Source organism: Streptomyces melanogenes, from assembly GCF_014649795.1.
GTDB lineage: Bacteria > Actinomycetota > Actinomycetes > Streptomycetales > Streptomycetaceae > Streptomyces > Streptomyces noboritoensis.
The window spans coordinates 169,556-193,441 of sequence record NZ_BMTS01000002.1 but is presented as its reverse complement, the minus strand read 5'-3'; the positions used below and the strand labels follow the sequence as shown (position 1 = coordinate 193,441).

The window sequence follows — 23,886 nt, the reverse complement described above, 5'->3', positions numbered from 1 at the left end:
GTACGTCAGCCCTTGCGGCGGCGCGCCGCCTCGTACAGGACGATGCCCGCCGCGACACCGGCGTTCAGCGACTCGGCGCCGCCCGGCATCGAGATCCGCACGCGGTAGTCGCAGGTCTCGCCGACGAGGCGGCCCAGGCCCTTGCCCTCGCTGCCGATGACGATGACGACCGGACCGGCCAGCGCCTCCAGCTGCTCGACGGTGTGCTCGCCGTCGGCCGCCAGGCCCACGACCGTGACACCGGCCTTCTTGTAGTCCTCCAGGGCGCGGGTCAGGTTGGTGACGCGCGAGACCGGCGTACGGGCCGCGGTGCCCGCCGAGGACTTCCAGGCGCCGGCCGTCATCCCGGCCGCGCGGCGCTCGGGCACGACCACGCCGTGTCCGCCGAAGGCGGAGGTGGAGCGGACGATCGCGCCGAGGTTGCGCGGGTCGGTGACGCCGTCGAGGGCGACGATCAGCGGCTCGTCGTGGTTGTCGTACGCCGCCTCCAGGAGGTCCTGCGGGTGCGCGTACTCGTACGGCGGGACCTGGAGGACCAGGCCCTGGTGGTTGAGCCCGTTGGTCATCCGGTCGAGCTCGGCGCGCGGGGCCTCCATCAGGTTGATGTTGCCGCGCTCGCCCGCGAGCTGGAGCGCCTCGCGCACCCGCTCGTCGTTGTCGATGTACTGCTGCACGTACAGCGTGGTGGCCGGGACGCCGTCGCGCAGCGCCTCGAAGACCGGGTTGCGGCCGACGACCATCTCGGACGTGCCCTTGGGGCCGCCGCGGCGCGGGGCCGGGCGGCGGGTGGCGGCCTGCCGGGCCTTGGCCGTGGCGATGCGGTTCTTCTTGTGCTTCTTGCGGTCCTCGGCCTTGGGCGTGGGGCCCTTGCCCTCCAGCCCCCGGCGCCGCTGGCCACCGCTGCCGACCGTAGCGCCCTTCTTGTTGGACGTGCGGCGGTTCCTGCGCTGGCTGTTCCCGGCCATGACCTACCTGTTTCCGTGATTGAGCGACCTGCGGGGCGTCGTGGCGTCCGTGGGTCCTGCGTACGTACGTATATGAAGTGTGCCGCCCGGTCGCCCGGGCGGCACATCGCGCTGCCTCGTCAGCGGGGGCCGAGGGTCCAGCGGGGGCCGCTGGGGCTGTCCTCGATGACCAGGCCGGACTGGGTCAGCTGGTCGCGGATGGCGTCGGCGGTGGCCCAGTCCTTGCGGGCGCGGGCCGCCTCGCGCTGCTCCAGCACCAGCCGTACGAGCGTGTCGACGGCCCCGTGCAGGTCCTCGCCGCGGTCGGCCTCGCCCGCCCAGTGGGGGTCCAGCGGGTCCAGGCCCAGGACGCCGAGCATCGCGCGGACCTCGGCTAGCCGGGCGACGGCCGCTTCCTTGTCGTCGGCGGCCAGCGCGCTGTTGCCCTGGCGGACCGTGGTGTGGACGATCGCGAGCGCCTGCGGGACGCCCATGTCGTCGTCCATCGCCTCGGCGAACGCGGGCGGCACCTCGGCGGCGGGCTCGACCGCGCCCCCCGCCTTCTCTACGACGCGCTGGACGAAGCCCTCGATGCGCGCGAACGCCGACTCGGCCTCGCGCAGGGCCTCCTCGCTGTACTCGATGGTCGAGCGGTAGTGCGGGGTGCCCAGGTAGTAGCGCAGGACGATCGGGCGCCACTGGCGGACCATGTCGGAGACGAGGACCGAGTTGCCGAGCGACTTGGACATCTTCTCGCCGGACATGGTCACCCAGGCGTTGTGCATCCAGTACGCGGCGAACGCGTCGCCGAACGCCTTGGCCTGGGCGATCTCGTTCTCGTGGTGCGGGAAGATCAGGTCGCGGCCGCCGCCGTGGATGTCGAAGGCGCTGCCCAGGTACTTGTGGGCCATCGCCGAGCACTCCAGGTGCCAGCCGGGACGGCCGCGGCCCCAGGGCGTCTCCCAGTCGGGCTCGCCCGGCTTGGTCGCCTTCCACATGGCGAAGTCGCGCGGGTCGCGCTTGCCCGCGACGCCCTCGTCGGGCTGGAGCAGGTCGTCGATGTCCTGGTTGGACAGCTCCAGATAGCCGGGGAAGGAGCGCACGTCGAAGTAGACGCTGCCGTCGGCCTCGTACGCGTGACCGCGCTCGATCAGGCCGCGCATCATCTCGATCATCTCGGGCACGTGCCCGGTCGCCCTCGGCTCGTACGTGGGCGGCAGGCAACCCAGCGCGTCGTAGCCGTCGTTGAAGGCGCGCTCGTTCTCGTATCCGATCGACCACCAGGGGCGGCCCTGCTCGGCCGACTTCGCGATGATCTTGTCGTCGATGTCGGTGACGTTGCGGACGAACGTGACGTCGTAGCCGCGGTATTGGAACCAGCGGCGGGCGATGTCGAAGTTCAGGTAGGAGCGGACGTGCCCGATGTGCGGGGCGGCCTGCACGGTCGCGCCACAGAGGTAGATCGAGACACAGCCCGGCACGAGCGGGGTGAAATCACGGATCTGCCGGGCGCTGGTGTCGTACAGGCGAATAGTCACCACTCCAGGGTAGTGGGCCCGTAGCAGTGCCCCGCGACCCTTGGGCCACGGGGCACCGAAGTGTGACAGAAGCTTTTCCGGCGCGCTCGGCGGGGAGCTTTGCGGTCCGCTTTGCGCCGGGTGCCGCGGCGGGTTCAGCCGGTCCGGTAGACCAGCGCCGTGGCGATCGCGGCGAGGCCGTCGCCGCGGCCGGGGAAGCCCAGGCCGTCGGTGGTGGCGCCGGAGACCGAGACGGGCGCGCCGACCGCGTCCGAGAGCACCTTCTGGGCCTCGTCGCGCCGCTTGCCGATCTTGGGGCGGGGGCCGACCACCTGGACGGCCACGTTGCCGATGCCGAAGCCCGCGGCCCGGACGATCCGGGCGGCCTCGGTGAGCAGCGTGACGCCGGAGGCGCCGGACCACTCGGGGCGCCCGGTGCCGAAGTGGGCGCCGAGGTCGCCGAGGCCGGCCGCGGAGAACAGGGCGTTGCAGGCGGCGTGGGCGACGACGTCGGCGTCGGAGTGGCCCGCCAGGCCCGGGCCCTCGTCCTCCCAGAGCAGGCCCGCGCACCACAGCTCGCGGCCCTCCTCGAAGGCGTGGATGTCGGTGCCGATGCCGACCTGCGGGATCAGTGGCGCCACGGGGGTCTCAGAAGCCATCGTTCGCCCTCCTGCGGGCCAGGACCGCCTCCGCCAGGACCAGGTCCAGCGGGCGGGTGACCTTGAAGGCCTCCTCGTGGCCGGGGACGACCACGACCTTCAGGCCGAGCCGCTCGACCATGGACGCGTCGTCGGTGACGTCGCCGGTGACGCTCTCGTGGGCGCGCACCAGGGTGGCGTGGTCGAAGCCCTGCGGGGTCTGGACGGCGCGCAGCCGGGCGCGGTCGGGCGTGGCGAGCACCGGCTCGGGGGTGCCGTCGGCGTGCGGCTCGACCTCCTTGACGGTGTCGGCGAGCGGCAGCGCGGGGACGACGGCCGGGGCCCCGTCCCGTACGGCCTCGATGACCGCGTCGACCGTGTCGACCGGCACCAGCGGGCGGGCCGCGTCGTGGACGAGGACCACGTCGATGCCCTGCGGCAGCGCGGCAAGGCCGAGCCGGACGGACTCCTGGCGGCTCTCGCCGCCGGGCACCACGAGGAAGTCGGTGCGGTCCGGCAGGGCGTGCTCGGCCAGCAGGTTCTTCACCTCGGTGGCGCCGTCGGGCGGGGCCACGACGACGACGAGGGAGACGGCGCGGGAGGCGGCCATCGCCCGGACGGCGTGGATGAGCATGGGCGTGCCGTTCAGCGCGCGGAGCGCCTTGGGGGCGCCCGGGCCGAGCCGCACGCCGCGGCCGGCCGCGGGAATCACTGCGGCGGTGCGGAAAACGCGCGTTTCCTCAGACAAGGTTTGTGTCCTTCGGCGACATGGGTATGGCCTCAGCAAGCTGGGCGCGACGCCCCTGACCGGCCCCTTCCGTGACGACCGGTCGGGCGCTCTGCCCGGCCCGGCACGCCGCTGCGGGTGCCGTGCGTACGAATGATGTCCGAACATGCCGCAGCGCCCGGCGACACAGCAGTGAGGTCACTGCTGGTCAGCGGGCACCGCGGCAATGCTGGTCCGCCGGGAGGCGATGCCCCCGGAATCACCAGTGTCAGGACGCGAGGACCTCGTCGAGGAGGGCCTCGGCCTTGTCTTCGTTGGTGTTCTCAGCGAGTGCCAGCTCGCTCACCAGGATCTGCCGCGCCTTGGCGAGCATGCGCTTCTCACCTGCGGAGAGTCCGCGCTCGCGCTCACGACGCCACAGGTCGCGCACCACTTCGGCGACCTTGATGACATCGCCGGAGGCGAGCTTTTCGAGATTTGCCTTGTAGCGACGGGACCAGTTCGTGGGCTCCTCCGCATACGGTGCGCGCAGCACCTCGAAGACCCGGTCCAGCCCGTCCTGGCCAACCACATCGCGAACGCCGACGAACTCCGCATTGTCCGCAGGCACGCGCACAGTCAAGTCGCCCTGGGCGACCTTGAGCACCAAGTAGGTCTTGTCCACGCCTTTGATCTGGCGAGTTTCGATGGCCTCGATCAGCGCGGCCCCGTGATGGGGATAGACCACGGTGTCGCCAACCTTGAACGTCATGTGACAGGTACCCCTTCCGTGGCTATCCAGGGTAACACGAGAACAGCCTGTTCTGAATGGCGTTTTCGCAGGTCAGGGCATATCTCGGGGCTTGACAACAGCAACAGGAACGTGCTGCGGAGGGCTCACGGGAGGGGGTATCCGCAGGTCGGAGCGGCTGTTCGGGGGCAGGGAAACATGCCCGTCACACTCTTCGCAACCCCCCTCAACTGGTCTGAACGTCCCGTTTTGTCGGGTTCCAAGCGGTGAACTTCCACTGCTCCGTTCGGTGATCGGTCACCCGTTCGGCGTGATCGCGATTTTTTCCTGAATTGATCAACGGATGCGGGCCTGGAGGTTTTCGGTAAGGAATACGTGGCGGTCCGGAGAATTGATCACCCGCGATATGTGAACGCCGCGCGAAACTCCGAGATCAGAGCGGGTGCGGACGGATCACGGGGGTTGCGCGGAAGGTTCCGGTGACGCGCCGGGGAGGTGCGCGGGGAGCGGCGTACGGGTCCGGGCGCGGCGGACCCGCGCCCAGGGGCGGGTCGGGTGCGGGCTCGCGAGGACGGCTCGGTAACCTAAGCCAGCTGACACAGACTTAGCCGTCCTTTAGATGTCCTTACGTCCAAGGAGTTGCCGCCGCCGTGAGCCGCAGCCTTCGACGCGGCGCCCTCGCCGCCTCTGCCATCGCGTTCTCGCTCGCCTCTCTCGCCGCATGCTCGGCGGGCAACGACGCGCAGACGCTCGAAGTGAAGCCGGACAACGCCGCCGTCAAGGTCGGTGACATCAAGATCCAGAACGCGACCGTCCTCACGCAGCCCAAGGCCGACGCGGCCGGGCCCGCCGTGATCACGGCGACCGTGTTCAACAACGGCGACAAGCCGCAGACGCTCGACGCGATCAAGCTCTCGGCGTCGGGCGCCACGGTGAAGCTCTCCCCCGGCAAGGGCCAGCAGGGCCTCACCGTGCCCGCGCACGGCTCGCTGATCCTCGGCGGCAAGGACAACGCGTCCGCCGTGGTGGAGAACGGCAAGGAGGCCGCCAAGAACGGCGACGCCCAGCCCGTCACCTTCCAACTGAGCAAGACCGGCGACGTGACGCTGCGCGCGTTCGTGGTCCCGTCCACCAGCTACTTCGAGGGCTACGGCCCCAGCGAGGCCCCCAAGCCTCCGGTGGCCCCGGGCGAGCCGGGCACGAGCGCGTCCCCGGGCGCCACGCCGGGCGCCCCCGCGAGCGGCAAGCCCTCGGGCAAGCCGTCGAACACCCCGGCCAAGGGCGGCAAGCCGTCGGGCACCGCGAGCACGGGTGCGGGTCACTGACGTAAGCACGCATACGAGGAGGGGCCCCGGACACTGTCCGGGGCCCCTCCTCGTATGTCGGGCCGGTTTACGGCTCGAACTTGTAGCCCAGGCCCCGCACGGTGACCAGGTAGCGCGGCGCGCCGGGATCGGGCTCGATCTTGGCGCGGAGGCGCTTGACGTGGACGTCGAGGGTCTTGGTGTCGCCCACGTAGTCCGCGCCCCAGACTCTGTCGATCAGCTGCATCCGGGTCAGCACGCGGCCCGCGTTGCGCAGCAGCATCTCCAGGAGGTCGAACTCCTTCAGCGGCAGGTCGACCTTGCCGCCGGAGACGGTGACCACGTGGCGGTCCACGTCCATGCGGACCGGGCCGGCCTCCAGGGCCGCCGGGGTGACCTCCTCCGGCTCGCCCCGGCGGCGCAGCACCGCGCGGATGCGGGCGACGAGCTCACGGGACGAGAAGGGCTTGGTGACGTAGTCGTCGGCTCCTATTTCCAGACCCACGACCTTGTCGATCTCGCTGTCCTTGGCGGTGACCATGATCACCGGGACGTTGGAGCGGCCGCGCAGCTGGCGGCAGACCTCCGTGCCGGGCAGCCCCGGCAGCATCAGGTCGAGCAGCACGAGGTCGGCGCCGTTGCGCTCGAACTCGTCCAGCCCGTCGGGCCCGGTGGCCGCCACGGCGACCTCGAAGCCCTCTTTGCGGAGCATGTAGGACAGGGCGTCGCTGAACGATTCCTCGTCCTCGACGACGAGCACTCGGGTCACGGAAGGACCTCCGGGGCAGGGGGCACAGTGGTGGAGTCGTGCGCGTTGGGGAAGGTGTCGTACGGCGGCTCGTCGACGGCGTCGTCGTCCGGGCCTGCGGGGTCGGGTGCGGCGCGGTCCCGTACGGCGCCGGCTTCCGGCAGCCTCAGGGTGAAGGTGGAGCCCTGTCCCTCGGAGCTCCAGACGGTGACCTCCCCGCCGTGCGAGGCGGCCACGTGTTTGACGATGGCCAGGCCCAGGCCCGTACCACCGGTGGCGCGGGAGCGGGCCGGGTCGACGCGGTAGAAGCGCTCGAAGACGCGCTCCCGGTCCTTCTCCGAGATGCCGATGCCCTGGTCGGTCACGGCTATCTCGATGAGGTCCCCGCCGGGCGCGGCGACGCGGCGGCCCGCGATGCCGACCCTGGTCCTGGCCGGGGAGTAGTTGACCGCGTTCTCGACGAGGTTGCCGAGGGCGGCGGCGAGCTGGCCGCGGTTCCCCCACACGTACAGGTCCGCCGTGCCGCCCGCGGCCATCGTGATCTGCTTGGTGGACGCGGGGTGACGGGAGCGGTCGATGGCCTCGGCCACCAGCTCGTCGACCCGGACCGGCTCGGCGTCCTCCAGCGGGTCGTCGTTCTGCACCCGGGACAGGTCGATGAGCTCCTGGACCAGATTGGTCAGCCGGTTGGCCTCGATCTGCATCCGGCCCGCGAAGCGGGTAATCGCCTCGGGGTCGTCCGAGGCGTCCATGACGGCCTCGGAGAGCAGGGAGAGCGCGCCGACCGGCGTCTTGAGCTCATGGCTGACGTTGGCGACGAAGTCGCGCCGGACCGCCTCTATGCGCCGGGCCTCGGTCAGGTCCTCGACCAGGAGCAGCACGAGGCGGGAGCCGAGCGGGGCGACCCGGGCGGAGACCGCCAGGGCCTCGCCGCGGCCGGTGCCCCGGCGCGGAAGATCCAGCTCCACTTGCCGTATCTCCCCGTCGCGGCGGGTGTCGCGGGCCATGTGGAGCATCGGCTCCACGGCCAGCTTCCCGCCCCTGACCAGCCCCAGCGCATACGCCGCCGAGCTGGCCTTGACCACCGAGTCGCTCTCGTCGAGCACCACCGCCGAGGAGCGGAGCACCGAGAGCACGGTGTCCACACCGGGCGGCAGGACCGCGTCCGTGTGCAGGGATGTCCGGGTGGGCCGCGCCTGGTCGCGCTCGCTCCAGCGGAACGCCAGCATGGCGATGACGCCGGTGCACAACCCGGCGATCGCTGCAGCTGCGGCGACCGCCGCGTTCACGTCCATGCATCCAGGTTATGCGTGCCCACCGACAGTCTCCCAGCCATCCGGGTGTCTGCTCGAACGTTCGTCGCCCAGAGTTCACCATGGTGATAGTGCTGGTTCACTTGGTGTGGCCGAATCGGACGCGTAACCCACGGAACGTGGGAGCGTGGGGGTCACGGACACCCCCTGCCTCCCCGGAGTCATTGCCCGGAGTCATCGAAAGAGGGACACCCATGCGGGACGCGTACCACGAGGAACTTGACTCGATCGGCGAGGGCCTGGTCGAGATGGCCCGCCTTGTCGGGTCGGCGATCGGGCGCGCCACGACGGCCATGCTCGACGCCGATCTCAAGCTCGCCGAGAGTGTGATCGCCGCCGACCAGAAGGTCGACGATCTGCAGCACGACCTGGAAGCGCGTGCGATAGCCCTGCTGGCCCGCCAGCAGCCCGTCGCGACGGACCTGCGCATCGTCGTGACGTCCCTGCGGATGAGCGCCGACCTGGAGCGTTCCGGCGACCTGGCCCAGCACGTGGCCAAGCTGACCCGGCTGCGCTACCCGGAGCGGGCGGTCCCGCGCGACCTGCACGCCACCATCCTGGAGATGGGCCAGCTGGCCCAGCGCCTGATGGCGAAGGCCGCCGAGGTGATCATCACCAAGGACGTCGACCTGGCGCTCCAGCTGGAGCAGGACGACGACGAGATGGACCTGCTGCACCGCACGCTCTTCCAGCACCTGATGGACGACCGCTGGAAGCACGGCATCGAGACGGCCGTCGACGTGACGCTGCTCGGCCGCTACTACGAGCGCTTCGCGGACCACGCGGTCTCGGTCGCCAAGCGGGTCGTGTACCTGGTCACCGGCGAGCACGCGGACGAGCTCCAGCAGCCCGCGCAGGTCGAGGGCGCGTAGGGGCGAGGCGGGGCGCGGGACGGCTCGGCGCGCGGGGTTCGGCCGGCGCCTCGGAGCGCGGGGGCGCGCGGGAATGGCGGTACGCGCCGTTGATGCGCCTACCCCGGTGGGCGTCCAATGGGGGTGAGGTACGCGTACCCCCAACCCCGGGAGGGACCATGACCGAAACCCCGACTCCCAGCGCCTCCGGCTGCCAGTGCGGCCCCGGCTGCTCGTGCGGCTGCCAGTCCGGCGGCTCGTGCCAGTGCGGCGGCGGCTGCGGCTGACCCGTACAACGAGAAGGGCCCCGTCCGGGAACGGACGGGGCCCTTCGTGCGCAGCGATGCGCCGCCGGGGCCTCGGGGTGATATCTCGCCTTCATCTTCACCGGTCGGCTGCGGGCGCCTCCTCATGGGATTCGACAGTAATCTCCTGCCCCGATCAGCACTCCGCTCACACCGGTCACACCCCTTCACAGTTTACCGATGCCGCATACTTCTAGAATTCAGGACACGGTTTCAGTAGCCTTGGCTCCTCGCTCAAAAAACGGGGGCGCGGGGTGACTTTCGACCATCTTCTCTCGGAATTATTTCGCTACACCATCCAGTCCCGACGACCTCTGCACTCGGGGGGGTGCGGCGACCTCTGGCGGGCACACGACCGTTTGTTCGGGGAAGACGTCGCCATCAAGACGATCCGCAGCGATCTCACGACCCAGGCTTTGGCCAAAGCTCAGGCGTCGTTCGCCGCAGAGGCCATCGTGGCCGCCCGGCTCAGCCGAAAGTGTCTGAACATTGTCCCCGTGCGCGACCTCGGGCGCATCGACAGCACTCTCTACTTCGTCATGGATTGGATAGACTCAGGCGAAGCGAAGAGTGCAGACATATCGCACTTGATCGGCCACTCGTCGATGGCAACCGCGAAGCAGATCCTCCTGCACGCTTGCGAAGCCGTCGGCCTGGCCCATTCCGAGGGCATCGTCCACAGCGACATCGCCCCTTGGAACATCATGCACGACAAGTCTTCCGACATATACCTGCTCGCCGACTTCGGACTGCTGAAGGTCGCCGAATCAAATCTCATATCCATCCCGTCCAAGTCCCTGCTGCAGGGCGGAAGACTGGCTTTTCTTCCCCATTACGCCCGCCGCGACATCGGGCGCGTCTCCTATGCAACCGACGTCTTCGCTCTCGCCGTGACCTTCTGGTCCCTCCTTGATCCACAGGCACTTCGACACGAAGACCGCACACCGCCTGTCGTCCGTGTCGTCCGTGACCAGATCGATGCACCTCCAGAGGCCCGGAGCCTGATCGCCAGGTTCATCGAGGGCCATACCGAGACCGACAGCGTCTCCCAGTTCCTGGGCTATTTGCACCGCGTTCCCGTCAGATAGGCGATGCAGGACAGAGAGGGCAGGAAGTGAGCAGTGACCCGGGGAACACCCCACCCGCAAAAACCTCCAGCAGCGCTCCCGAGGAAATTGAACGCCTCATCCTCGATATCCCGTCCACGGTCATGCTGCAGGACTCGAACGTCGCATATTGGGTCGAGCGCTACCGGCAGTACGCTCGCCGGACCCCTACCGAGATCTGCCTTCCGGCGATCGTACGGTCGGGGCCGGCCTTCGAGTCCATCGTCCAGCCCCCGCAGGCCTCTTTCGGCTCGGTCGACCCACTGGGCCAATGGGTCGCCGAGGCGAGGGAAGCGCTCGGACCCGACGGCACGATTTGGGGGCGCGTGCTGCTGCACTTCGGATTCACGGCGTCGGAGTTCCTCTTCATCAGGGACCAGTACAACGAGCCCGGCGAGCAGATCTGCATCACCAACAAGATCGCCCGGCAGATCGTCGCGAAGATGGTCACAGAAGTACTGGACCACGGAGTCGACGGGATCGTTCTGGACGCCGTCAACATCCTGCCGAGCGCTGGATCCTCGCTTCTGGGCGACAACGAGATCTCGGTCTCCTGTTTCTGCGATCACTGCGTTACCGGGCTCCGCGAGCGAGGGTTCCGGGTCAAGTGGAGCGACTTCACGGGACCGCGCAACAGGATGCGTATCGTGCTGCACAACACGGCAACCGGGACCGACCATATCGACCCCACCCATGAAACCATTCGCACAAGGGATCACGAGCGACTGCTCTCCCATGCGCGGGCCCGGAAATTCCTGGCACCCGACGAAGAATGGAGGGAAGAAGCCATCTCGCTCATCCAGTACCTTGAGGCACGCGGCCGACTGGTCTGGGAGAGTTTTCGCGCACTCACGGAACCCTGCAAGAACCGGGCAAAGTCAGCCGTCATCCTCGGATCTGTCGACTACGACCAGTCCCAGCAAGTCACGGCAGCGATGATGGCCAATTCCGGAGCTGTCGACGAAATCTGGGTTCCGGATGCAAAAATTGGCACGTCGGAAGATTCGTCGCTGCTGTGCTACCTGGCCTCACGGTCGTCGTATTACGCAAACGCCCTGTTCGCAACCCTCGAACGAGCAAACGAACTCATCGTGGCATTCGGCATCGAGGAGTTCCTGGAGATTCTCCTGAGCCAGTCGAAGGCCTGGTCCTCCGCCAACAAGCTCTCTCCGGCCTCAGTGTATTCGAGTTCGATTTCTCCGCAGTACCGGGGAAACGTCAGCATTCCACTGTTCCAACACGAGCACCGGAAGCTGGTCGAAGACGCAACCCTGAGGCTGACTGGATCCGTGCTGCCAGAGCGCCTGCTGGAGCAGTTCCGCATCGCGGCCGGGCCGGCATCCCTGGCCCCTTAGCGAACCACACCGACCCCGAATTCTTCCTCGTTGCAGACGAGAGGGGCCCCATCCGGGAATCGGACGGGGCCCCTCTCGTACGTATACGTACGTACTACTACTTCTTCTTGCCCTGGTTCTTGACCGCCTCGATCGCGGCGGCGGCCGCGTCCGGGTCGAGGTAGGTGCCGCCCGGCTTGACCGGCTTGAAGTCGGCGTCGAGCTCGTAGACGAGCGGGATGCCGGTCGGGATGTTCAGGCCCGCGATGTCGGCGTCGGAGATGCCGTCGAGGTGCTTGACCAGCGCGCGCAGCGAGTTGCCGTGGGCGGCGACCAGCACGGTCCGGCCCGCGAGCAGGTCCGGGACGATGCCGTCGTACCAGTACGGCAGCATGCGGACGACGACGTCCTTGAGGCACTCGGTGCGGGGGCGCAGCTCCGGCGGGATGGAGGCGTAGCGGGCGTCGTCGCTCTGCGAGAACTCCGTGCCGTCCGCGAGCTCCGGCGGCGGGGTGTCGTACGAGCGGCGCCACAGCATGAACTGCTCCTCGCCGAACTCGGCGAGCGTCTGCGCCTTGTCCTTGCCCTGGAGGGCGCCGTAGTGGCGCTCGTTCAGGCGCCAGCTGCGGTGCACCGGGATCCAGTGGCGGTCCGCGGACTCCAGCGCGAGCTGGGCGGTGCGGATGGCGCGCCTCTGGAGGGAGGTGTGCAGCACGTCGGGGAGCAGGCCGGCGTCCTTGAGCAGCTCACCGCCGCGCGCCGCCTCCTTCTCGCCCTTCGCGGTGAGGTTGACGTCCACCCACCCGGTGAACAGGTTCTTCTCGTTCCACTCGCTCTCGCCGTGGCGGAGGAGGATCAGCTTGTACGGTGCGTCGGCCATGCGTCCGAGCGTAATCGACGTTCGCGGGCCGTCGCGCGCGCGGGGAGGAAGGCGGCGGGGGCGTCTCGGCACGTGGACGATTGACGGACGGTGTCAATTGAGTGGCGGGTTCCGATCCCTGCATCGTAAGTTGCGGCTATCGCCTGCGCCACTTACACATCTTCGGGGGAATCGATGTCCGTCGCCAGTCTCAGACGCGCCGCACGAGAGAGCGTCTCGGGTCTGCCCCGGGAGTTCTGGTGGCTGTGGACGAGCACGCTGATCAACCGGCTCGGGGCGTTCGTCGCCACGTTGGTGCCCTTCGGTAAAGCCGTACGCCTCTAACCGAGAAGGACGTACGGTTGTTCGATAGGGGGCCACCGTATGAACCTTTCAGGCATTAAGTCCCTGCGCGAGAGCCTCGCCGGCCTGCGGGCCGGTCTCTACGCGCGCAAGAGCGCGTATCGGGGCAAGAAGAAGCGTCAGGGTTACTCAGTCAAGGAACAGCTTGACGTCGGGCGCGCTACGTCCGACGACCTCGGCACCGTCGTTGCCGGCGAGTTCGTCGACGACGACCGATCGGCCTCGACCTACCGCGGCAAGATTGAGCGCGAAGAGTTCGAGCGCATGATCGAGTGGATCGAGGGCGGAAAGCTCGACATCGTGATCGCGTTCGGCTCGACGCGGTTGCAGCGTGACGTCGCGGTGTACGCGCGACTGCGAGACGCGTGCGCTAAGCACGGCGTGCTGTGGTGCTACGGCGGCAAGGTCTACGACCTCACCAACGAAGACGACCGTTTCCGGACCGGCCTTGATGCGCTTATCGGCGAGCGGGAAGTCGGCGAGCTGCGGCGCAACGTCATGCGGACGCTGACCGCGAACGCCGCGGCCGGCCGGCCTCACGCCCCAGTCGCCTACGGGTACCGGCGGATCTACGACGAGCGAACGGGCGCGTTCCTGCGCACCGAGGCCGACCCGATCGAGAAGCCCATCATCGTCGAGCTGACCAAGGGCGTCGGCAACTTCGAAGAGTCGACCAAGATCGCCGCACGCTTCAACAAGCGTGGCGTTACCCCGCCGTCGTTCCACTGGACCAAATCCATGGTCCGGCGCGCCGCGGCGTGGCACCCCGGTTTGAAGGAGAACGAGGATCTCCACCCCGATTGGGTGGCTCGGATCGAGGCTGCGGTCGAGCTGCGCCAGGAGTGCCGTGATCGACTGGACGCCGGCGAGGACGCGAAGGACATCGCACGGGACCTCATCGACCGCGGCGAGCCGATGATCATGGCGCGGTGGATCTCCGCGACGATCACCCTGTTCGCGACCGACGACCGATACCTCGGCTACCGCAAGCACCACGGGAAGGTGACCAACCGGGACGCGTGGCCGGCGCTCGTCGAGGAGGTCGACCACCTTCGCGCAACCAGCGCAGTCAAGGCGCGCAAGGAGAAGCGGAAGTTCAACCAGCGGCCGGGGAAGGCGATTCATCAACTCTCTAGCGTGATGATCTGCGATATCTGCGAGTTCGGCGTGAACTCTGACAGGCAGCACGGTCTGCCTCGGTACTCGTGCACGACGCCGGCGCCGGAAGGCGAGACGGGGTACCACGCGAGTGCACAGGTCAGCATCGTTGATCCGTTCGTCGAGCGGAAAACGTTCGAGTGGTTGTCGTCGCCGTCGTTCGCTCGGGCGTACGCGAAGGACGATGCGGAGATGCTGAGGGAGCTTGAGGCGGCCGAGGCCAAGGCGGCGCTACTCCAGTCCGAGTTGGATGCGTTCTACGCGGAAGCGGCAGCGGGCAGGCTCTCGGCTCGGGGGCTCGTCGCCGTCGAGGGCGAGATGCTGCCGAAGATCGAGGCGGCCCGGAAGCAGGCCCGTTCGATGGCGGTTCCTCCGGTGGTCCGCGAGTTGGCCGGGGCGACCATGGAGGAGATCGAGAAGGCGTGGCGGGGGCTGGATCTCTCGCAGCGGCGGGCGATCTTCGAGGCCCTGGTCGAGGTCCGGTTGAAGCCGCAGGGTCCGGGGCGCAGGAACGTACCCGTCGAACAGTTCGTGTCCGTGGTTCCTAGGCAGCTTGTGAAGCGGCGGAGTCTCGTCGCGGCGGCGTAGTGACCGGCGAGGGCCGCGCAGGGCATCCTGCGCGGCCCTTCGCGTTGCTCAGGCTCGTTCGCCGGCGGGCGCCCGCTCGGCACCTTCGGCGGCGCCTTCGCGCTCCCCGTGGGGGGCCAGTCCGTTTAGGGCTTGCTGGAGGCTTGCCGCACCTGTGGGGGTGATGTGGCGGCCGTCCATGTCGATGGTGAGTCCCGATTCGGTGGCTCGGACTACGGTGATTGCTCCGGTATCGAGTTGGGTGCGGATGACGCGGATCAAGGTGGTGCCCCCCTCGTGGCATGACTGACCCCGACCCGAACATGTGCACGAGTCAAGGCGCCCGAACCACCTTACTCATCCCAACACCGCAGGTCACGCGCATACGACACCTAGTGATCAACTACTAGACGAGCGGTCCGTGTTGGAAAGTTCCGCCGGAAGGTCGCCCGCCGCATAGCGTCGCAGGAGTGCCTCGACCTTCGGCATGTCCTTGCGCCCCATGCCGGGCGCGTGGACGACTACGACGGTCGTCTCGTCGTCGCTCATCTTGAACGGATCGTCGGCGACGAGTCCGCAGTACTGCTGTGAGGCGGCGATCCGCACGTCGCGCTCGGGCCGTCCGATCGCGGCGGCCACGGCGCCGATGACGCCCGGTTCGAGCATGATCGGCTTGTCTTTCGCGATGCGGAACAGGGTCGCGTACTTCACCTCGACCCCGGTTATCGGGTCTATGGCTCTCTTGGCGAGGTCGCGGTACGAGAGCCCCGTCTCATCCTTCGCGCTCCGCACCAGGTCCCCGAAGGGGGTTCCGTACGGGGCTCGGAAGGGGGTGTCGATCTCCGACACTCTCTTACTCCTGTTCTTGTTGCACAACTCGAACACTCTCATCTAATCAGCCATTACCCCGAACTGCACGCCGATCTATGGCGTTGACGTGCACTTTCGAGCCACCTACGGTTGCCCTTGTTCGACATCTGCAACAACCAACGGGGCGCAATACAGCACTTTGCGCCCTTGGTTGTTCGACATGTGCAACAACGGAGGGGGAGCCGTGCACACCAAGGAGACACCTGCCACACCGCACGATCAGACGGAGTGGCCCGAACCGACCGACGAGCAGCTCGCCATGATCCGGCGCATCCTCGCCCCGCGTGTCCGAGAGGTCCGCGGCGAGCAGGGGGTCGCGGCATGAGGAGCGAGCAGCCGTCCAGCCTCGTCGAGTTCATCGGTCCGCCGCCCAAGCAGCGGAACACCAAGCACACCCGCATCGCTTCCGACCTCCGGGCGCACCCCAACGTGTGGGGAGTCGTCGGAAAGCCTGCCAGCATCACCCGCGCCGCATCCGCAGCGCAGGCCATCCGTAACGCCCGCCTTCCGGCGTACTCGCCGGCGGGATCGTTCGAGGCAGTCGCCCGCACGATCACCTCGGGCGGCTCCACCGAGCACCGCGTATACGCCCGGTACGTCGGGGGCGAGCAGTGAACAGCGCTCCGGCGCTGCCGCTGGTGACGCCGACCGGTGTCGTCGTTGCTCCGCCGTCCCTCGGCCGCGAGGAATGGCTCGCCGTCCGTCGTGCGGGCATCGGTGGCTCGGACGTCGCCGCGGTGCTGGGAATGAGCAAGTACACGTCGCCGACCGAGGTCTACCTCGACAAGGTCGGCGAGCTGCCGCTCGACCGCCCGCTCGATCCCGTCCTCGCCGAGGCCGCGTTCTGGGGGCACGAGCACGAGCCGACCGTCGCCCGCGTGTTCTCGGCGCGGACCGGTCTCGGCGTCGTCGAGGGTCCGGGGACGCTGGCGCACGTCGAGCGCCGTTGGATGCTCGCCAACGTCGACCGGTACGTGCTCGACGAGGGCGCCTCGACGCCGTCGAGTCTGCTGGAGATCAAGACCCGTAGCGCGTTCCAGCTCGACGAGTGGCTGCTCGGCGTGCCGGACGGGCCGGCACTCCAGACGCATTGGTACCTCGCCGTCACCGGCTACCGGCACGCGCACGTCGCTGCGCTGCTCGGCGGTAACCGGCTGCTGATTCACCGCGTCGAGCGCGACGAGGCTCTCGTCGAGCACCTCGTCGAAATCGTCGGCCGATTCTGGCAGGGCGTGCTCGACCGTACCCCGCCGGCGATCGACGGTTCCGAGGCGACCGAGTCACTGCTCGATCACCTCTACTCGGTCACGGCCGGCGGTGTAACCGTGGCGGACCCTGCCGAGGTGCTGCCGCTGCTGGAGCGCCGCCGCGAACTCAAGGCGCGCGAGCAGCGGACCGCCGACGAGCTGCGCGAGGTCGAGAACCGCCTCAAGGCGACCGCGGGCGCGGCCGAGATCGTCAAGACGCAGGGCGCCATCGCGTTCACGTGGAAGCAGAACGGGCCGCTCTCGCAGAAACGATTCATCGCTGCGTATCCCGACCTCGCGCAGCAGTACACGCACCGCGTCGACGCGCTCGATACCGCGCGCCTCGCCGCCGAGCGCCCCGACGAGTTCCGGGCGCACCGCGCCCGACGCCTCGTCGTCCCGAAAGAGAGTTCCGCAGCATGACCAGCAATCTCGCCGACCGCGTCGCCGCCCGCACCACGCAGACCCGTACACCCGCCGTCCCCGCCACCCGAGCCGCGCAACCGGCCGCCACGCTCGTGCAGTTCGTGCAGCAGATGCGCCCGGAGATTGAGCGCGCGCTGCCCGCGCACATGGGCGGCGCCGACCGGATCGCCCGGATCGCCCTTACCGAGCTGCGCAGGGTCGAGCACCTCGCCGAGTGCAGCCGCGAGTCGTTCGCCGGCGCCCTGATGACCTGCTCGGCCCTCGGGCTGGAGCCGGGTGGCGTGTCGGGCGAGGCGTACCTGCTGCCGTTCTGGAACAAGAAGATCCGCGGGTACGAGGTACAGCTCGTCATCGGCTATCAGGGCATGATCAAGCTGTTTTGGCAGCACCCGCTCGCCGCCGGCCTCGACACCGGCACCGTGCACGAGGGCGACACCTTCGAGTACGAGTACGGGCTCGACCCCAAGCTGCGGCACGTTCCGGCGCGCGGCTCGGCGAGGGGGCCGGCGACGCACTATTACGCCGTTGCCCGACTGGCCAACGGTGGCAGCGCGTTCGTGGTGCTCGACGTCGACGACGTCGAGGCGATCCGCAAGCGGAGCAAGGCGAAGGATTTCGGGCCGTGGTCCACGGACTACGACGCGATGGCGTGCAAGACCGCCGTACGGCAGCTCTTCAAGCTGCTGCCGAAGTCCGCTGAACTCGCGCGCGCCGTGGCCCACGACGGGACCGTGCGGCGCGATGCGTCCCCGGAGGGTCTCGACGTGCCCGGGGAGTACATCGAGGGCGAGATCGTCGAGCAGCCGTCCGTACAGGGCGGCGAGCAGTCCGCGGTCGAGGACGTGCCCTCGCAGTTCGCCGGGTGGCCCGAGGCCGCCGAGCCGGCCGCGCAGTGACCCCGGGGCCGGCCATCGACTACCGGTGCCGGCACTGGAGCGGGGCGGGGCGTCGCTACTGCGGCGCCCCGGGCGCCCGCCGCTACCTGCCCGGCTACCGCTGCCCGCTGCACACGCCTGCCGCCCTCGCCGGCCGGCCCGAGCCGGGCACCCCACCCCCCGCAGATCAGGAAGGAGTCACCCACCGTGGCGTGGTTCAAGATCGACGACAGCTCGCACATGCACCCGAAGATCGTCAAGGCGGGTAACGCCGCCCTCGGTCTGTGGTTGCGGGCGGGCGCCTACTCCGCGCAGCACCTCACCGAGGGCACCGTGCCCGCCGTGGTCGCCCGCCAGTACGGGACCGCCCCGCAGGCCCGGAAGTTGGTCGCGGTCGGTCTGTGGCACGAGCACGGTCACACCTGCCCGCGCTGCCCGCAGCCCCCCGTCGGCGACTTCATGGTGCACGACTTCTTTGAGGGCGGGCGGAACTCGACGAGGGCGCAGGTCGAGGCCAACCGGTCCGCCGCCGCGGAGCGCAAGGCCAAGAGCCGTACCCGAAACGAGGCTCGAATCGCCGACGAATCGGCCGCGGATCGTGCGCGAAACGAGCGCGGATCGGCGCCGAATCAAAACCGAAACGCACCCCCGTTTCAGGAGGAATCCGCAGGTCACGAGGGGGTGTCACACCGTGACGCCGTCGATAGCGTCACAGGCCCCCAAGCCAGCACCAAGCCTTACCCCTCTACTTCCTTCGGAAGTAGAGGTGAACAAGCTAGCCCCGACGGACCCCGGATCGCTGAGCCTGTACGGCCCCTCGTCGACGCCATGAGCGCCGCCGGAATGGTCGTCTCCTGGGAACTGTCCTCCGCCGAGTGGCTGCTGCTTCACGCCCTGATCGAGCGGTGCGGCGTACAAGTCCTCGTCGACCACGCCGGCGGTGCCTGGCAGGCCGCACGCACCCGCCCCCGCTCCGCCCGCTACTTCGTCTCGGGTTGGCGCTCCCTGCCCACACCGCCCCCGCGCGCACCCGGGGCCGGCCCGAACGTCGTCCCGCTCAACCCCGGCGCCGCCCGCCCCTCCACCACCGATCAGCGGGTGCGCGCCGGCCTCGACCTCGCCGCCCAACTCCGAGAACAGGAGAACGCCCAATGACACCCGCAGACGCCGCCGAAGTCCTCGCCCTGTGCGCCGCGTTCGACCTGCGCACCATCGGCGAGGCGGACGCCCGAGCATGGGCCTACGCCCTGCGCGACATCCCCCTCGACGACGACACCCGGCAAGCGGTCGCCGACCACTACGGCGTGACCGAGAAGCGAGCCACACCCGCGGACGTGCGCAGGATTCGCGCCCGTATCCGCGAGGCCCGGATCGGCGCCGCCCACCCGATCTACGACGGCAACCCGACCGAGACCGGAAAGCAGTTCACCGCACGCCGCCGCGAGCAGCTCGCCGCCGCGGCCGAGGGACACCTGCCCCCGCGGTCGATCACGCAAGCACTCGACGCCGCCCCGCCGGCCGCCGTCCTCGCCCTGGTCGCCGGAGTCGGCCGACCCATCGACGACGAGCCGCGCCCGTACATCACGCCCGAGCAGCGGTCCGCCCTGCGCGCACCCCTGCCCAACCAACGGGCCTCGCTGCCCGCCCTCGCCGTGCCGTGCCCGGTAGAGACCTGCCGCGCCGGCCGCCGCCGACTGTGCAAGCGCGGCGCAGGGATCGAGCTGCGCAACAACGTCCACGGCCGCCGCCGCGACGCCTACGCCGTCGAGGTCACCACCTGCCCCGACTGCGACGCCGCCCCCGGCCAACACTGCACCGCCCCCGAACCGCACCCCGCCCGCATCCGAGCCGCACAGGAGGCCGCCGCGTGAGTGATCACCTTCGACGCCTCGTCGAGCAGGACGCAGCCCGCCGCGCCCGCGCCGAGGCACACCTCGCCGAACTGACCGCCGCGTTCTGCGACCGCATCCTCGCCGATCACGCCGAGGACGAACACGACCGCCTCGTGCGCCTCATGTGCACCCCGCCCTCGCCCCGCACGATCCGAGCCCGCCACACATCAGGAGGACAGCACCGATGACCCCGCCCGCCGCCCGCGCCTCGATCGCCGCCCACCTGACCGACACGCTCGACGTGCACCCCCACCTCGCCACGCTCACCGCCGCATCCCTGCTCGACCGCCTCGCTATCGACGGATGGGAGATCAACAGCAACCACTACGCGCGACCGGTCGCGCCTCGCGCGCGGGAACCGCGCGCTCGGCGCTCCCTCTCCCGTTGGTTCCGCCGTGCCCGTACGGACGGGGACCGGACGACATGACCGACGTCCTGCTCGCCCTCGTCGCCGCGCTTGCCCTCGCCGTGGTCGCCGCCCTTGTCGGCGCCGTGCGGCTCGACGGCCGCCTCGACCGCGAGGCACGCGCCCTCGTCCGCCGTCCCTGCCCGATCCACTGCACTGCCTGCTCGTCGGCCGCCCGCCGAGCCTCGAACGGAGACACGCCCGCATGACGCTGCACGCCCGTACCCGTACCGATTCCCGTCGCGGCCGAGTCCTCGTCCGCGAACTCACCCGCGAGGCCCGACGCGAGCGCTTCCTGCTGCTCCTCGCCCGCGCCGACCGCGGCGTGCTCACTCCCGAGGACTGCGCCGCTCTGCGCGCCGACGTCGAGGCCGAGGTCGCCGAGAGCGACACTCACCGCCGCAGCGCCGGCGGACAGCAGGCAGCAGCGATGCGCCTGCACACCCGGATCGAGGCCGCCGAGCAGGCCCTCGTCGAGACCGAGGCCGACCGCGACCTCGCGCTCGCCGAGGCCGAGGCCCTGCGCGAGCAGCTCGTCGAGCAGCACGTCGTCACCGAGGGGGACCGATGAACCAGACCCGAGCCATAGATCAGACCGTCGCCGCCCTGCGCCTCGTGCGCGACAAGTGGGGCGCGCTGCTCGCCGCCGTCGAGGCGCCGCCCACCGCGGCCGACTGGCCACCGAGGGAGACGACCGCGTTCCTCGACAAGCTGCCGGCCGCCGAGGGGCCGCTGCTCGTCGAGGACCGGGAGCCGTACGCCCTGCGCGCGCACCCCGCCCCGCTGAACCTCACCGCCCACGATGCCGTGGTCGCCGTCGAGGGCATGCTGTTCGACCTCGCCGACACCTGCGCCGCCGTGACACAGCAGCACACCCCCCTCGACGAGCTGCACCGCTGGAACTACCGCACGCAGCACGGGCACGGCTCACGGACGCAGGGGGCCCACTGGGCAAGCGTGTACGTCGAGGGACGCGTGCTCGGCGAGCAGACCGACGGGCCCGAGCGGCTGTTCGCCCCCCTGCCCGGATGGGCGCTGCACGAGGCGCACCGCGTCGCGAGGCAGTGCGCCGACCGCGTACTGCGCACCCTGCGCCACGACGAGCGGTCGGCGAGCAGCCGGTACCCGTGCCCGTGGTGCGCGTCCCCCCTCACCTCGTACTCGGCGTCGGGGGACGTGCAGCGCATCACCTGCTCGGGCGGTCCGTCCTGCTCGGCGCCGGTCCCCCTCGACCTCGACGGACACCGGGTGTGGGAGCGGTCCGACATGGGCCCGCTGCTCGCTCTGTTCGCCGCTGCGATGGAGTCGGGAGAGAGCGCCACCGAACAGACTTGCGTCGTTATCGGTTCGTGACCTATTGTTCGAGGCGTCTCCGGCGTGCCCGGAAACCCCCCGATCCCGTACGCCCCGCCGCGCCCCCCCCCTGCGGCGGGGCGTACGCATGTCCGCCGGGAGGTGAGCCAGTGCCCGAGCCGATCCGCGAACGCGACCGCGAGCAGGTGCGCCGCCTCCACTCCGAGGGCAAGAGCCGCAACCAGATCGCCCGACTCACCGGGCGCAGCGCAGCGACCGTAAGCAAGATCGCCAAGGCCGAGGGGCTCACCTTCTCAGGGGGCGCCCGCGTCGCCGCCGCGACCGAGGCCCGACGAGCAGACGCCGCCGCACGCCGCGAGCAGCTCGCCGACGAGGCCCTCGACGGCGCCCTCGGCCAAGTCGCCCGTACGGCCGGCGCCGAGACAGCGCGCGATGCCCGCGACCACGCCACCGCCGCCCGCGCCCTCACCGAAGTACACGCCCGCGTCGCTGAACTCGCCCGCCACAGCAGCAACGGGAGCAGCGGCGGCTCGATGCTCGACCGCCTCGCCGACGCCCTGCTCGGGCCCCCGGCCGGAGGTGACCACGAGGGGGGTTAGTGACCACCCTCGCCCCGCTCTCCCCCAAACAGGTCGACTCGATCCGCGGCGCCACCGCCCGTATCAACATCTGGCACGGCAGCGTCAGGTCGGGAAAGACGATCGCGAGTCTCGTCTGCTTCCTGCTCATGATCCGCCGCGCCCCCGCGTCGGGCCTGATCGTCATCTGCGGCCGGTCGCTCCAGACGATCGAGCGGAACTGTCTCGACGTCCTCGCCGACCCGACGCTGTTCGGCGACGTTGCGGCCGAGGTCCACCACACCCGCGGCGCCACAACCGCCGTGATCCTGGGGCGCGTCGTGCACCTCGTCGGCGCCGCGGACGCGCGCGCCGAGGGACGCCTGCGCGGCATGACCGCCTCGCTCGCCTACTGCGACGAGGTCACGCTGCTGCCCCCGGCTTTCTTCCGGCAGCTCCTCGCCCGTCTCTCAGCCCCCGGCGCGAAGCTGATCGGCACCACCAACCCGGACAGCCCCCGGCATTGGCTGCGGACCGACTACCTCGACCGCGCCGGCGACCTCGACCTCGCCGCCTTTCACTTCCGCCTCGCCGACAACCCCTCGTTGAGCGAGGCGTACGTCGCCGCGCTCGCCGCCGAGTTCACCGGCCTTTGGCGCCGGCGGATGATCCTCGGCGAGTGGGTCGTCGCCGAGGGCTCCATCTACGACGCGTACGACGAGCAGCAGCACGTCGTCGACGAGCTGCCCCCGATGCGCCGCTATTGGGTCGGCATCGACTACGGCACGGCGAATCCTTTCGCCTCACTGCTGCTCGGCCTCGGCGACGACGACCGCCTGTACGTGGTCAGCGAGTGGCGCCACGACTCCCGCCTCGCACACCGCCAGATGACCGACGCGCAGTACAGCCGCGCCGTCCGCGACTGGCTCGCCGAGCTGGACGTCGTCCCCGAATGGACGTTCATCGACCCGAGCGCCGCCTCGTACTCCACTCAGCTTTGGGCCGATGGGCACCCCGGCGTCACCCGCGCGGTGAACGACGTCATCGACGGTATCCGCAGCGTCTCGAACGCCCTCGACGCCGGCCTGTTGCGCATCCATCGCTCGTGCGAGGGGCTGCTCGGCGAACTGCCCAACTACGTGTGGTCAGAAGAGGCCGCCGCCCGCGGTGAAGACAAGCCGGTGAAGAAAGACGATCACAGCGTCGACGCCCTGCGCTACGTGATCCATTCGACGGCGCACGAGTGGCGCCCCCTGCTCGCGCACGCCGCATAACCCAACCCGACCACGGCCCCCGCCGCCGAGTTGGCGCGGGGGCTTTGCCATGCCCAAGGGGGGCCGCCATGCGCGCCGACTGGACCGACCGATTCCTCGCCCGCGTCACCGACACCCCGGCCGGCTGCTGGCAGTGGACCGGCTACCTCATGCCCAACGGATACGCCCGCTTCACCATCGACGGCGAACGGCAATACGCGCACCGCGCCTCGTACGAGGCCCTCGTCGCGCCGATACCCGCCGGCCTCGTGATCGACCACCTGTGCCGCAACCGCGGGTGCGTGAACCCCGCCCACCTGGAACCGGTCACGCAGCGAGTCAACGTGCTACGGGGCGAGTCGCACGTCGCCGCCCGCGCCCGTCAAACCGAGTGCATCCACGGCCACCCGTTCGACGAGGCCAACACCTACCGGGCCGGCAACGGAACCCGCAAGTGCCGCACGTGCCGGACGGCCGCGCGCACCCGCGCCCGCACGCACGCTCGGAGCAGGACGGGGGTGGACTGTGCCGCTGCCTGACAACAACGTCTCTTGGCCCCCGCCGCACCTCGCGCGCTCCCTC

General features: G+C 69.7%; 29 protein-coding genes. 20 read left to right on the top strand and 9 right to left on the bottom strand.

The features are described 5' to 3' along the window. Positions 1 to 5: 5 nt before the first annotated feature. The 5 genes from rlmB to IE252_RS04850 form a co-directional block, all read right to left on the bottom strand. Entirely contained in the window at positions 6 to 965 is a 960-nt protein-coding gene (gene rlmB / locus IE252_RS04870; protein ID WP_190088035.1) for a 23S rRNA (guanosine(2251)-2'-O)-methyltransferase RlmB, read from the bottom strand. Positions 966 to 1,084: 119 nt separating this feature from the next. Beyond that, positions 1,085 to 2,482 (bottom strand): cysteine--tRNA ligase, encoded by a 1,398-nt coding sequence (cysS, locus tag IE252_RS04865; RefSeq protein ID WP_190088034.1) that lies wholly within the window; start codon positions 2,480 to 2,482, stop codon positions 1,085 to 1,087. 134 nt (positions 2,483 to 2,616) lie between these two features. Further along, positions 2,617 to 3,120, bottom strand: a complete 504-nt coding sequence (ispF, locus tag IE252_RS04860) for a 2-C-methyl-D-erythritol 2,4-cyclodiphosphate synthase (protein WP_190088033.1) — start codon at positions 3,118 to 3,120, stop codon at positions 2,617 to 2,619. Then, on the bottom strand, positions 3,110 to 3,847 hold the full coding sequence (ispD, locus tag IE252_RS04855; protein ID WP_190088032.1) for a 2-C-methyl-D-erythritol 4-phosphate cytidylyltransferase: 738 nt from the start codon (positions 3,845 to 3,847) through the stop codon (positions 3,110 to 3,112). Before ispD ends, ispF begins: the two co-directional genes overlap by 11 nt. Positions 3,848 to 4,094: 247 nt before the next feature. Next, complete coding sequence (locus IE252_RS04850) at positions 4,095 to 4,577, bottom strand: CarD family transcriptional regulator (protein ID WP_003953493.1); 483 nt, start codon at positions 4,575 to 4,577, stop codon at positions 4,095 to 4,097. A 629-nt stretch (positions 4,578 to 5,206) separates the two neighbouring features. Here IE252_RS04850 and IE252_RS04845 point away from each other — a divergent pair. After that, positions 5,207 to 5,881 (top strand): copper chaperone PCu(A)C domain-containing protein, encoded by a 675-nt coding sequence (locus tag IE252_RS04845; protein WP_190088031.1) that lies wholly within the window; start codon positions 5,207 to 5,209, stop codon positions 5,879 to 5,881. A gap of 67 nt (positions 5,882 to 5,948) precedes the next feature. Here IE252_RS04845 and phoP read toward each other — a convergent pair whose 3' ends face one another. Both phoP and phoR read right to left on the bottom strand, forming a co-directional pair. Next, positions 5,949 to 6,620 (bottom strand): two-component system response regulator PhoP, encoded by a 672-nt coding sequence (gene phoP, locus IE252_RS04840; RefSeq protein ID WP_465270246.1) that lies wholly within the window; start codon positions 6,618 to 6,620, stop codon positions 5,949 to 5,951. A 5-nt stretch (positions 6,621 to 6,625) separates the two neighbouring features. After that, a complete protein-coding gene (gene phoR / locus IE252_RS04835) occupies positions 6,626 to 7,903 on the bottom strand; it encodes a two-component system sensor histidine kinase PhoR (protein ID WP_190088030.1) in 1,278 nt (425 codons plus the stop codon). Positions 7,904 to 8,115: 212 nt separating this feature from the next. Between phoR and phoU the strand changes: the two genes are divergently transcribed. From phoU to IE252_RS04820, 3 genes are all read left to right on the top strand, one after another. Continuing rightward, positions 8,116 to 8,793: a phosphate signaling complex protein PhoU gene (gene phoU, locus IE252_RS04830; RefSeq protein WP_190088029.1), complete on the top strand. Its 678-nt coding sequence runs from the start codon at positions 8,116 to 8,118 to the stop codon at positions 8,791 to 8,793. A gap of 538 nt (positions 8,794 to 9,331) precedes the next feature. After that, the gene (locus IE252_RS04825) at positions 9,332 to 10,165 is read left to right on the top strand and encodes a serine/threonine protein kinase (RefSeq protein WP_190088028.1); all 834 of its coding nucleotides are present in this window, start codon (positions 9,332 to 9,334) and stop codon (positions 10,163 to 10,165) included. A gap of 26 nt (positions 10,166 to 10,191) precedes the next feature. Then, positions 10,192 to 11,538 (top strand): hypothetical protein, encoded by a 1,347-nt coding sequence (locus IE252_RS04820; protein WP_190088027.1) that lies wholly within the window; start codon positions 10,192 to 10,194, stop codon positions 11,536 to 11,538. A 97-nt stretch (positions 11,539 to 11,635) separates the two neighbouring features. On the opposite strand, the gene IE252_RS04815 is transcribed toward IE252_RS04820, so the two are convergent. Continuing rightward, the gene (locus IE252_RS04815) at positions 11,636 to 12,397 is read right to left on the bottom strand and encodes a phosphoglyceromutase (RefSeq protein WP_190088026.1); all 762 of its coding nucleotides are present in this window, start codon (positions 12,395 to 12,397) and stop codon (positions 11,636 to 11,638) included. Between the two features lie 174 nt (positions 12,398 to 12,571). On the opposite strand from IE252_RS04815, the gene IE252_RS04810 reads away from it, so the two are divergent. Together IE252_RS04810 and IE252_RS04805 are read left to right on the top strand one after the other, a co-directional pair. After that, positions 12,572 to 12,721 carry a hypothetical protein gene (locus tag IE252_RS04810; RefSeq protein ID WP_190088448.1) on the top strand — a complete coding sequence of 50 codons (150 nt, stop codon included), beginning with the start codon at positions 12,572 to 12,574 and terminating at the stop codon, positions 12,719 to 12,721. A gap of 39 nt (positions 12,722 to 12,760) precedes the next feature. Continuing rightward, complete coding sequence (locus IE252_RS04805) at positions 12,761 to 14,485, top strand: recombinase family protein (protein WP_190088025.1); 1,725 nt, start codon at positions 12,761 to 12,763, stop codon at positions 14,483 to 14,485. 378 nt (positions 14,486 to 14,863) lie between these two features. Here IE252_RS04805 and IE252_RS04800 read toward each other — a convergent pair whose 3' ends face one another. After that, positions 14,864 to 15,313, bottom strand: coding sequence for a hypothetical protein (locus IE252_RS04800; protein ID WP_190088024.1), 450 nt, complete (start codon positions 15,311 to 15,313; stop codon positions 14,864 to 14,866). 205 nt (positions 15,314 to 15,518) lie between these two features. On the opposite strand from IE252_RS04800, the gene IE252_RS04795 reads away from it, so the two are divergent. The 14 genes from IE252_RS04795 (at position 15,519) to IE252_RS04730 (ending at position 23,843) form a co-directional block, all read left to right on the top strand. Further along, positions 15,519 to 15,659, top strand: a complete 141-nt coding sequence (locus IE252_RS04795) for a hypothetical protein (RefSeq protein WP_190088023.1) — start codon at positions 15,519 to 15,521, stop codon at positions 15,657 to 15,659. Then, on the top strand, positions 15,656 to 15,949 hold the full coding sequence (locus IE252_RS04790) for a hypothetical protein (protein WP_190088022.1): 294 nt from the start codon (positions 15,656 to 15,658) through the stop codon (positions 15,947 to 15,949). The genes IE252_RS04795 and IE252_RS04790 overlap by 4 nt, the downstream gene beginning before the upstream one ends. Continuing rightward, positions 15,946 to 17,004 (top strand): YqaJ viral recombinase family nuclease, encoded by a 1,059-nt coding sequence (locus tag IE252_RS04785; RefSeq protein ID WP_190088021.1) that lies wholly within the window; start codon positions 15,946 to 15,948, stop codon positions 17,002 to 17,004. The genes IE252_RS04790 and IE252_RS04785 overlap by 4 nt, the downstream gene beginning before the upstream one ends. Then, complete coding sequence (locus tag IE252_RS04780) at positions 17,001 to 17,903, top strand: recombinase RecT (protein ID WP_190088020.1); 903 nt, start codon at positions 17,001 to 17,003, stop codon at positions 17,901 to 17,903. The genes IE252_RS04785 and IE252_RS04780 overlap by 4 nt, the downstream gene beginning before the upstream one ends. 186 nt (positions 17,904 to 18,089) lie before the next feature. Further along, positions 18,090 to 19,037, top strand: coding sequence for a mucin-2 (locus tag IE252_RS04775; protein WP_190088019.1), 948 nt, complete (start codon positions 18,090 to 18,092; stop codon positions 19,035 to 19,037). Then, positions 19,034 to 19,753 carry a zinc finger domain-containing protein gene (locus tag IE252_RS04770; RefSeq protein ID WP_190088018.1) on the top strand — a complete coding sequence of 240 codons (720 nt, stop codon included), beginning with the start codon at positions 19,034 to 19,036 and terminating at the stop codon, positions 19,751 to 19,753. The genes IE252_RS04775 and IE252_RS04770 overlap by 4 nt, the downstream gene beginning before the upstream one ends. Beyond that, a complete protein-coding gene (locus IE252_RS04765; protein WP_190088017.1) occupies positions 19,750 to 19,962 on the top strand; it encodes a hypothetical protein in 213 nt (70 codons plus the stop codon). The genes IE252_RS04770 and IE252_RS04765 overlap by 4 nt, the downstream gene beginning before the upstream one ends. Next, positions 19,959 to 20,201: a hypothetical protein gene (locus tag IE252_RS04760; protein ID WP_190088016.1), complete on the top strand. Its 243-nt coding sequence runs from the start codon at positions 19,959 to 19,961 to the stop codon at positions 20,199 to 20,201. The genes IE252_RS04765 and IE252_RS04760 overlap by 4 nt, the downstream gene beginning before the upstream one ends. After that, entirely contained in the window at positions 20,198 to 20,389 is a 192-nt protein-coding gene (locus IE252_RS04755; RefSeq protein WP_190088015.1) for a hypothetical protein, read from the top strand. Before IE252_RS04760 ends, IE252_RS04755 begins: the two co-directional genes overlap by 4 nt. Beyond that, complete coding sequence (locus IE252_RS04750; RefSeq protein WP_190088014.1) at positions 20,386 to 20,751, top strand: hypothetical protein; 366 nt, start codon at positions 20,386 to 20,388, stop codon at positions 20,749 to 20,751. The genes IE252_RS04755 and IE252_RS04750 overlap by 4 nt, the downstream gene beginning before the upstream one ends. Continuing rightward, complete coding sequence (locus IE252_RS04745) at positions 20,748 to 21,533, top strand: hypothetical protein (RefSeq protein WP_190088013.1); 786 nt, start codon at positions 20,748 to 20,750, stop codon at positions 21,531 to 21,533. The genes IE252_RS04750 and IE252_RS04745 overlap by 4 nt, the downstream gene beginning before the upstream one ends. A 110-nt stretch (positions 21,534 to 21,643) precedes the next feature. Next, positions 21,644 to 22,093 carry a helix-turn-helix domain-containing protein gene (locus tag IE252_RS04740; protein ID WP_190088012.1) on the top strand — a complete coding sequence of 150 codons (450 nt, stop codon included), beginning with the start codon at positions 21,644 to 21,646 and terminating at the stop codon, positions 22,091 to 22,093. Continuing rightward, positions 22,093 to 23,325, top strand: coding sequence for a PBSX family phage terminase large subunit (locus IE252_RS04735; RefSeq protein ID WP_190088011.1), 1,233 nt, complete (start codon positions 22,093 to 22,095; stop codon positions 23,323 to 23,325). The genes IE252_RS04740 and IE252_RS04735 overlap by 1 nt, the downstream gene beginning before the upstream one ends. 68 nt (positions 23,326 to 23,393) lie before the next feature. Next, positions 23,394 to 23,843: an HNH endonuclease signature motif containing protein gene (locus IE252_RS04730; RefSeq protein WP_190088010.1), complete on the top strand. Its 450-nt coding sequence runs from the start codon at positions 23,394 to 23,396 to the stop codon at positions 23,841 to 23,843. Positions 23,844 to 23,886: the final 43 nt, after the last annotated feature.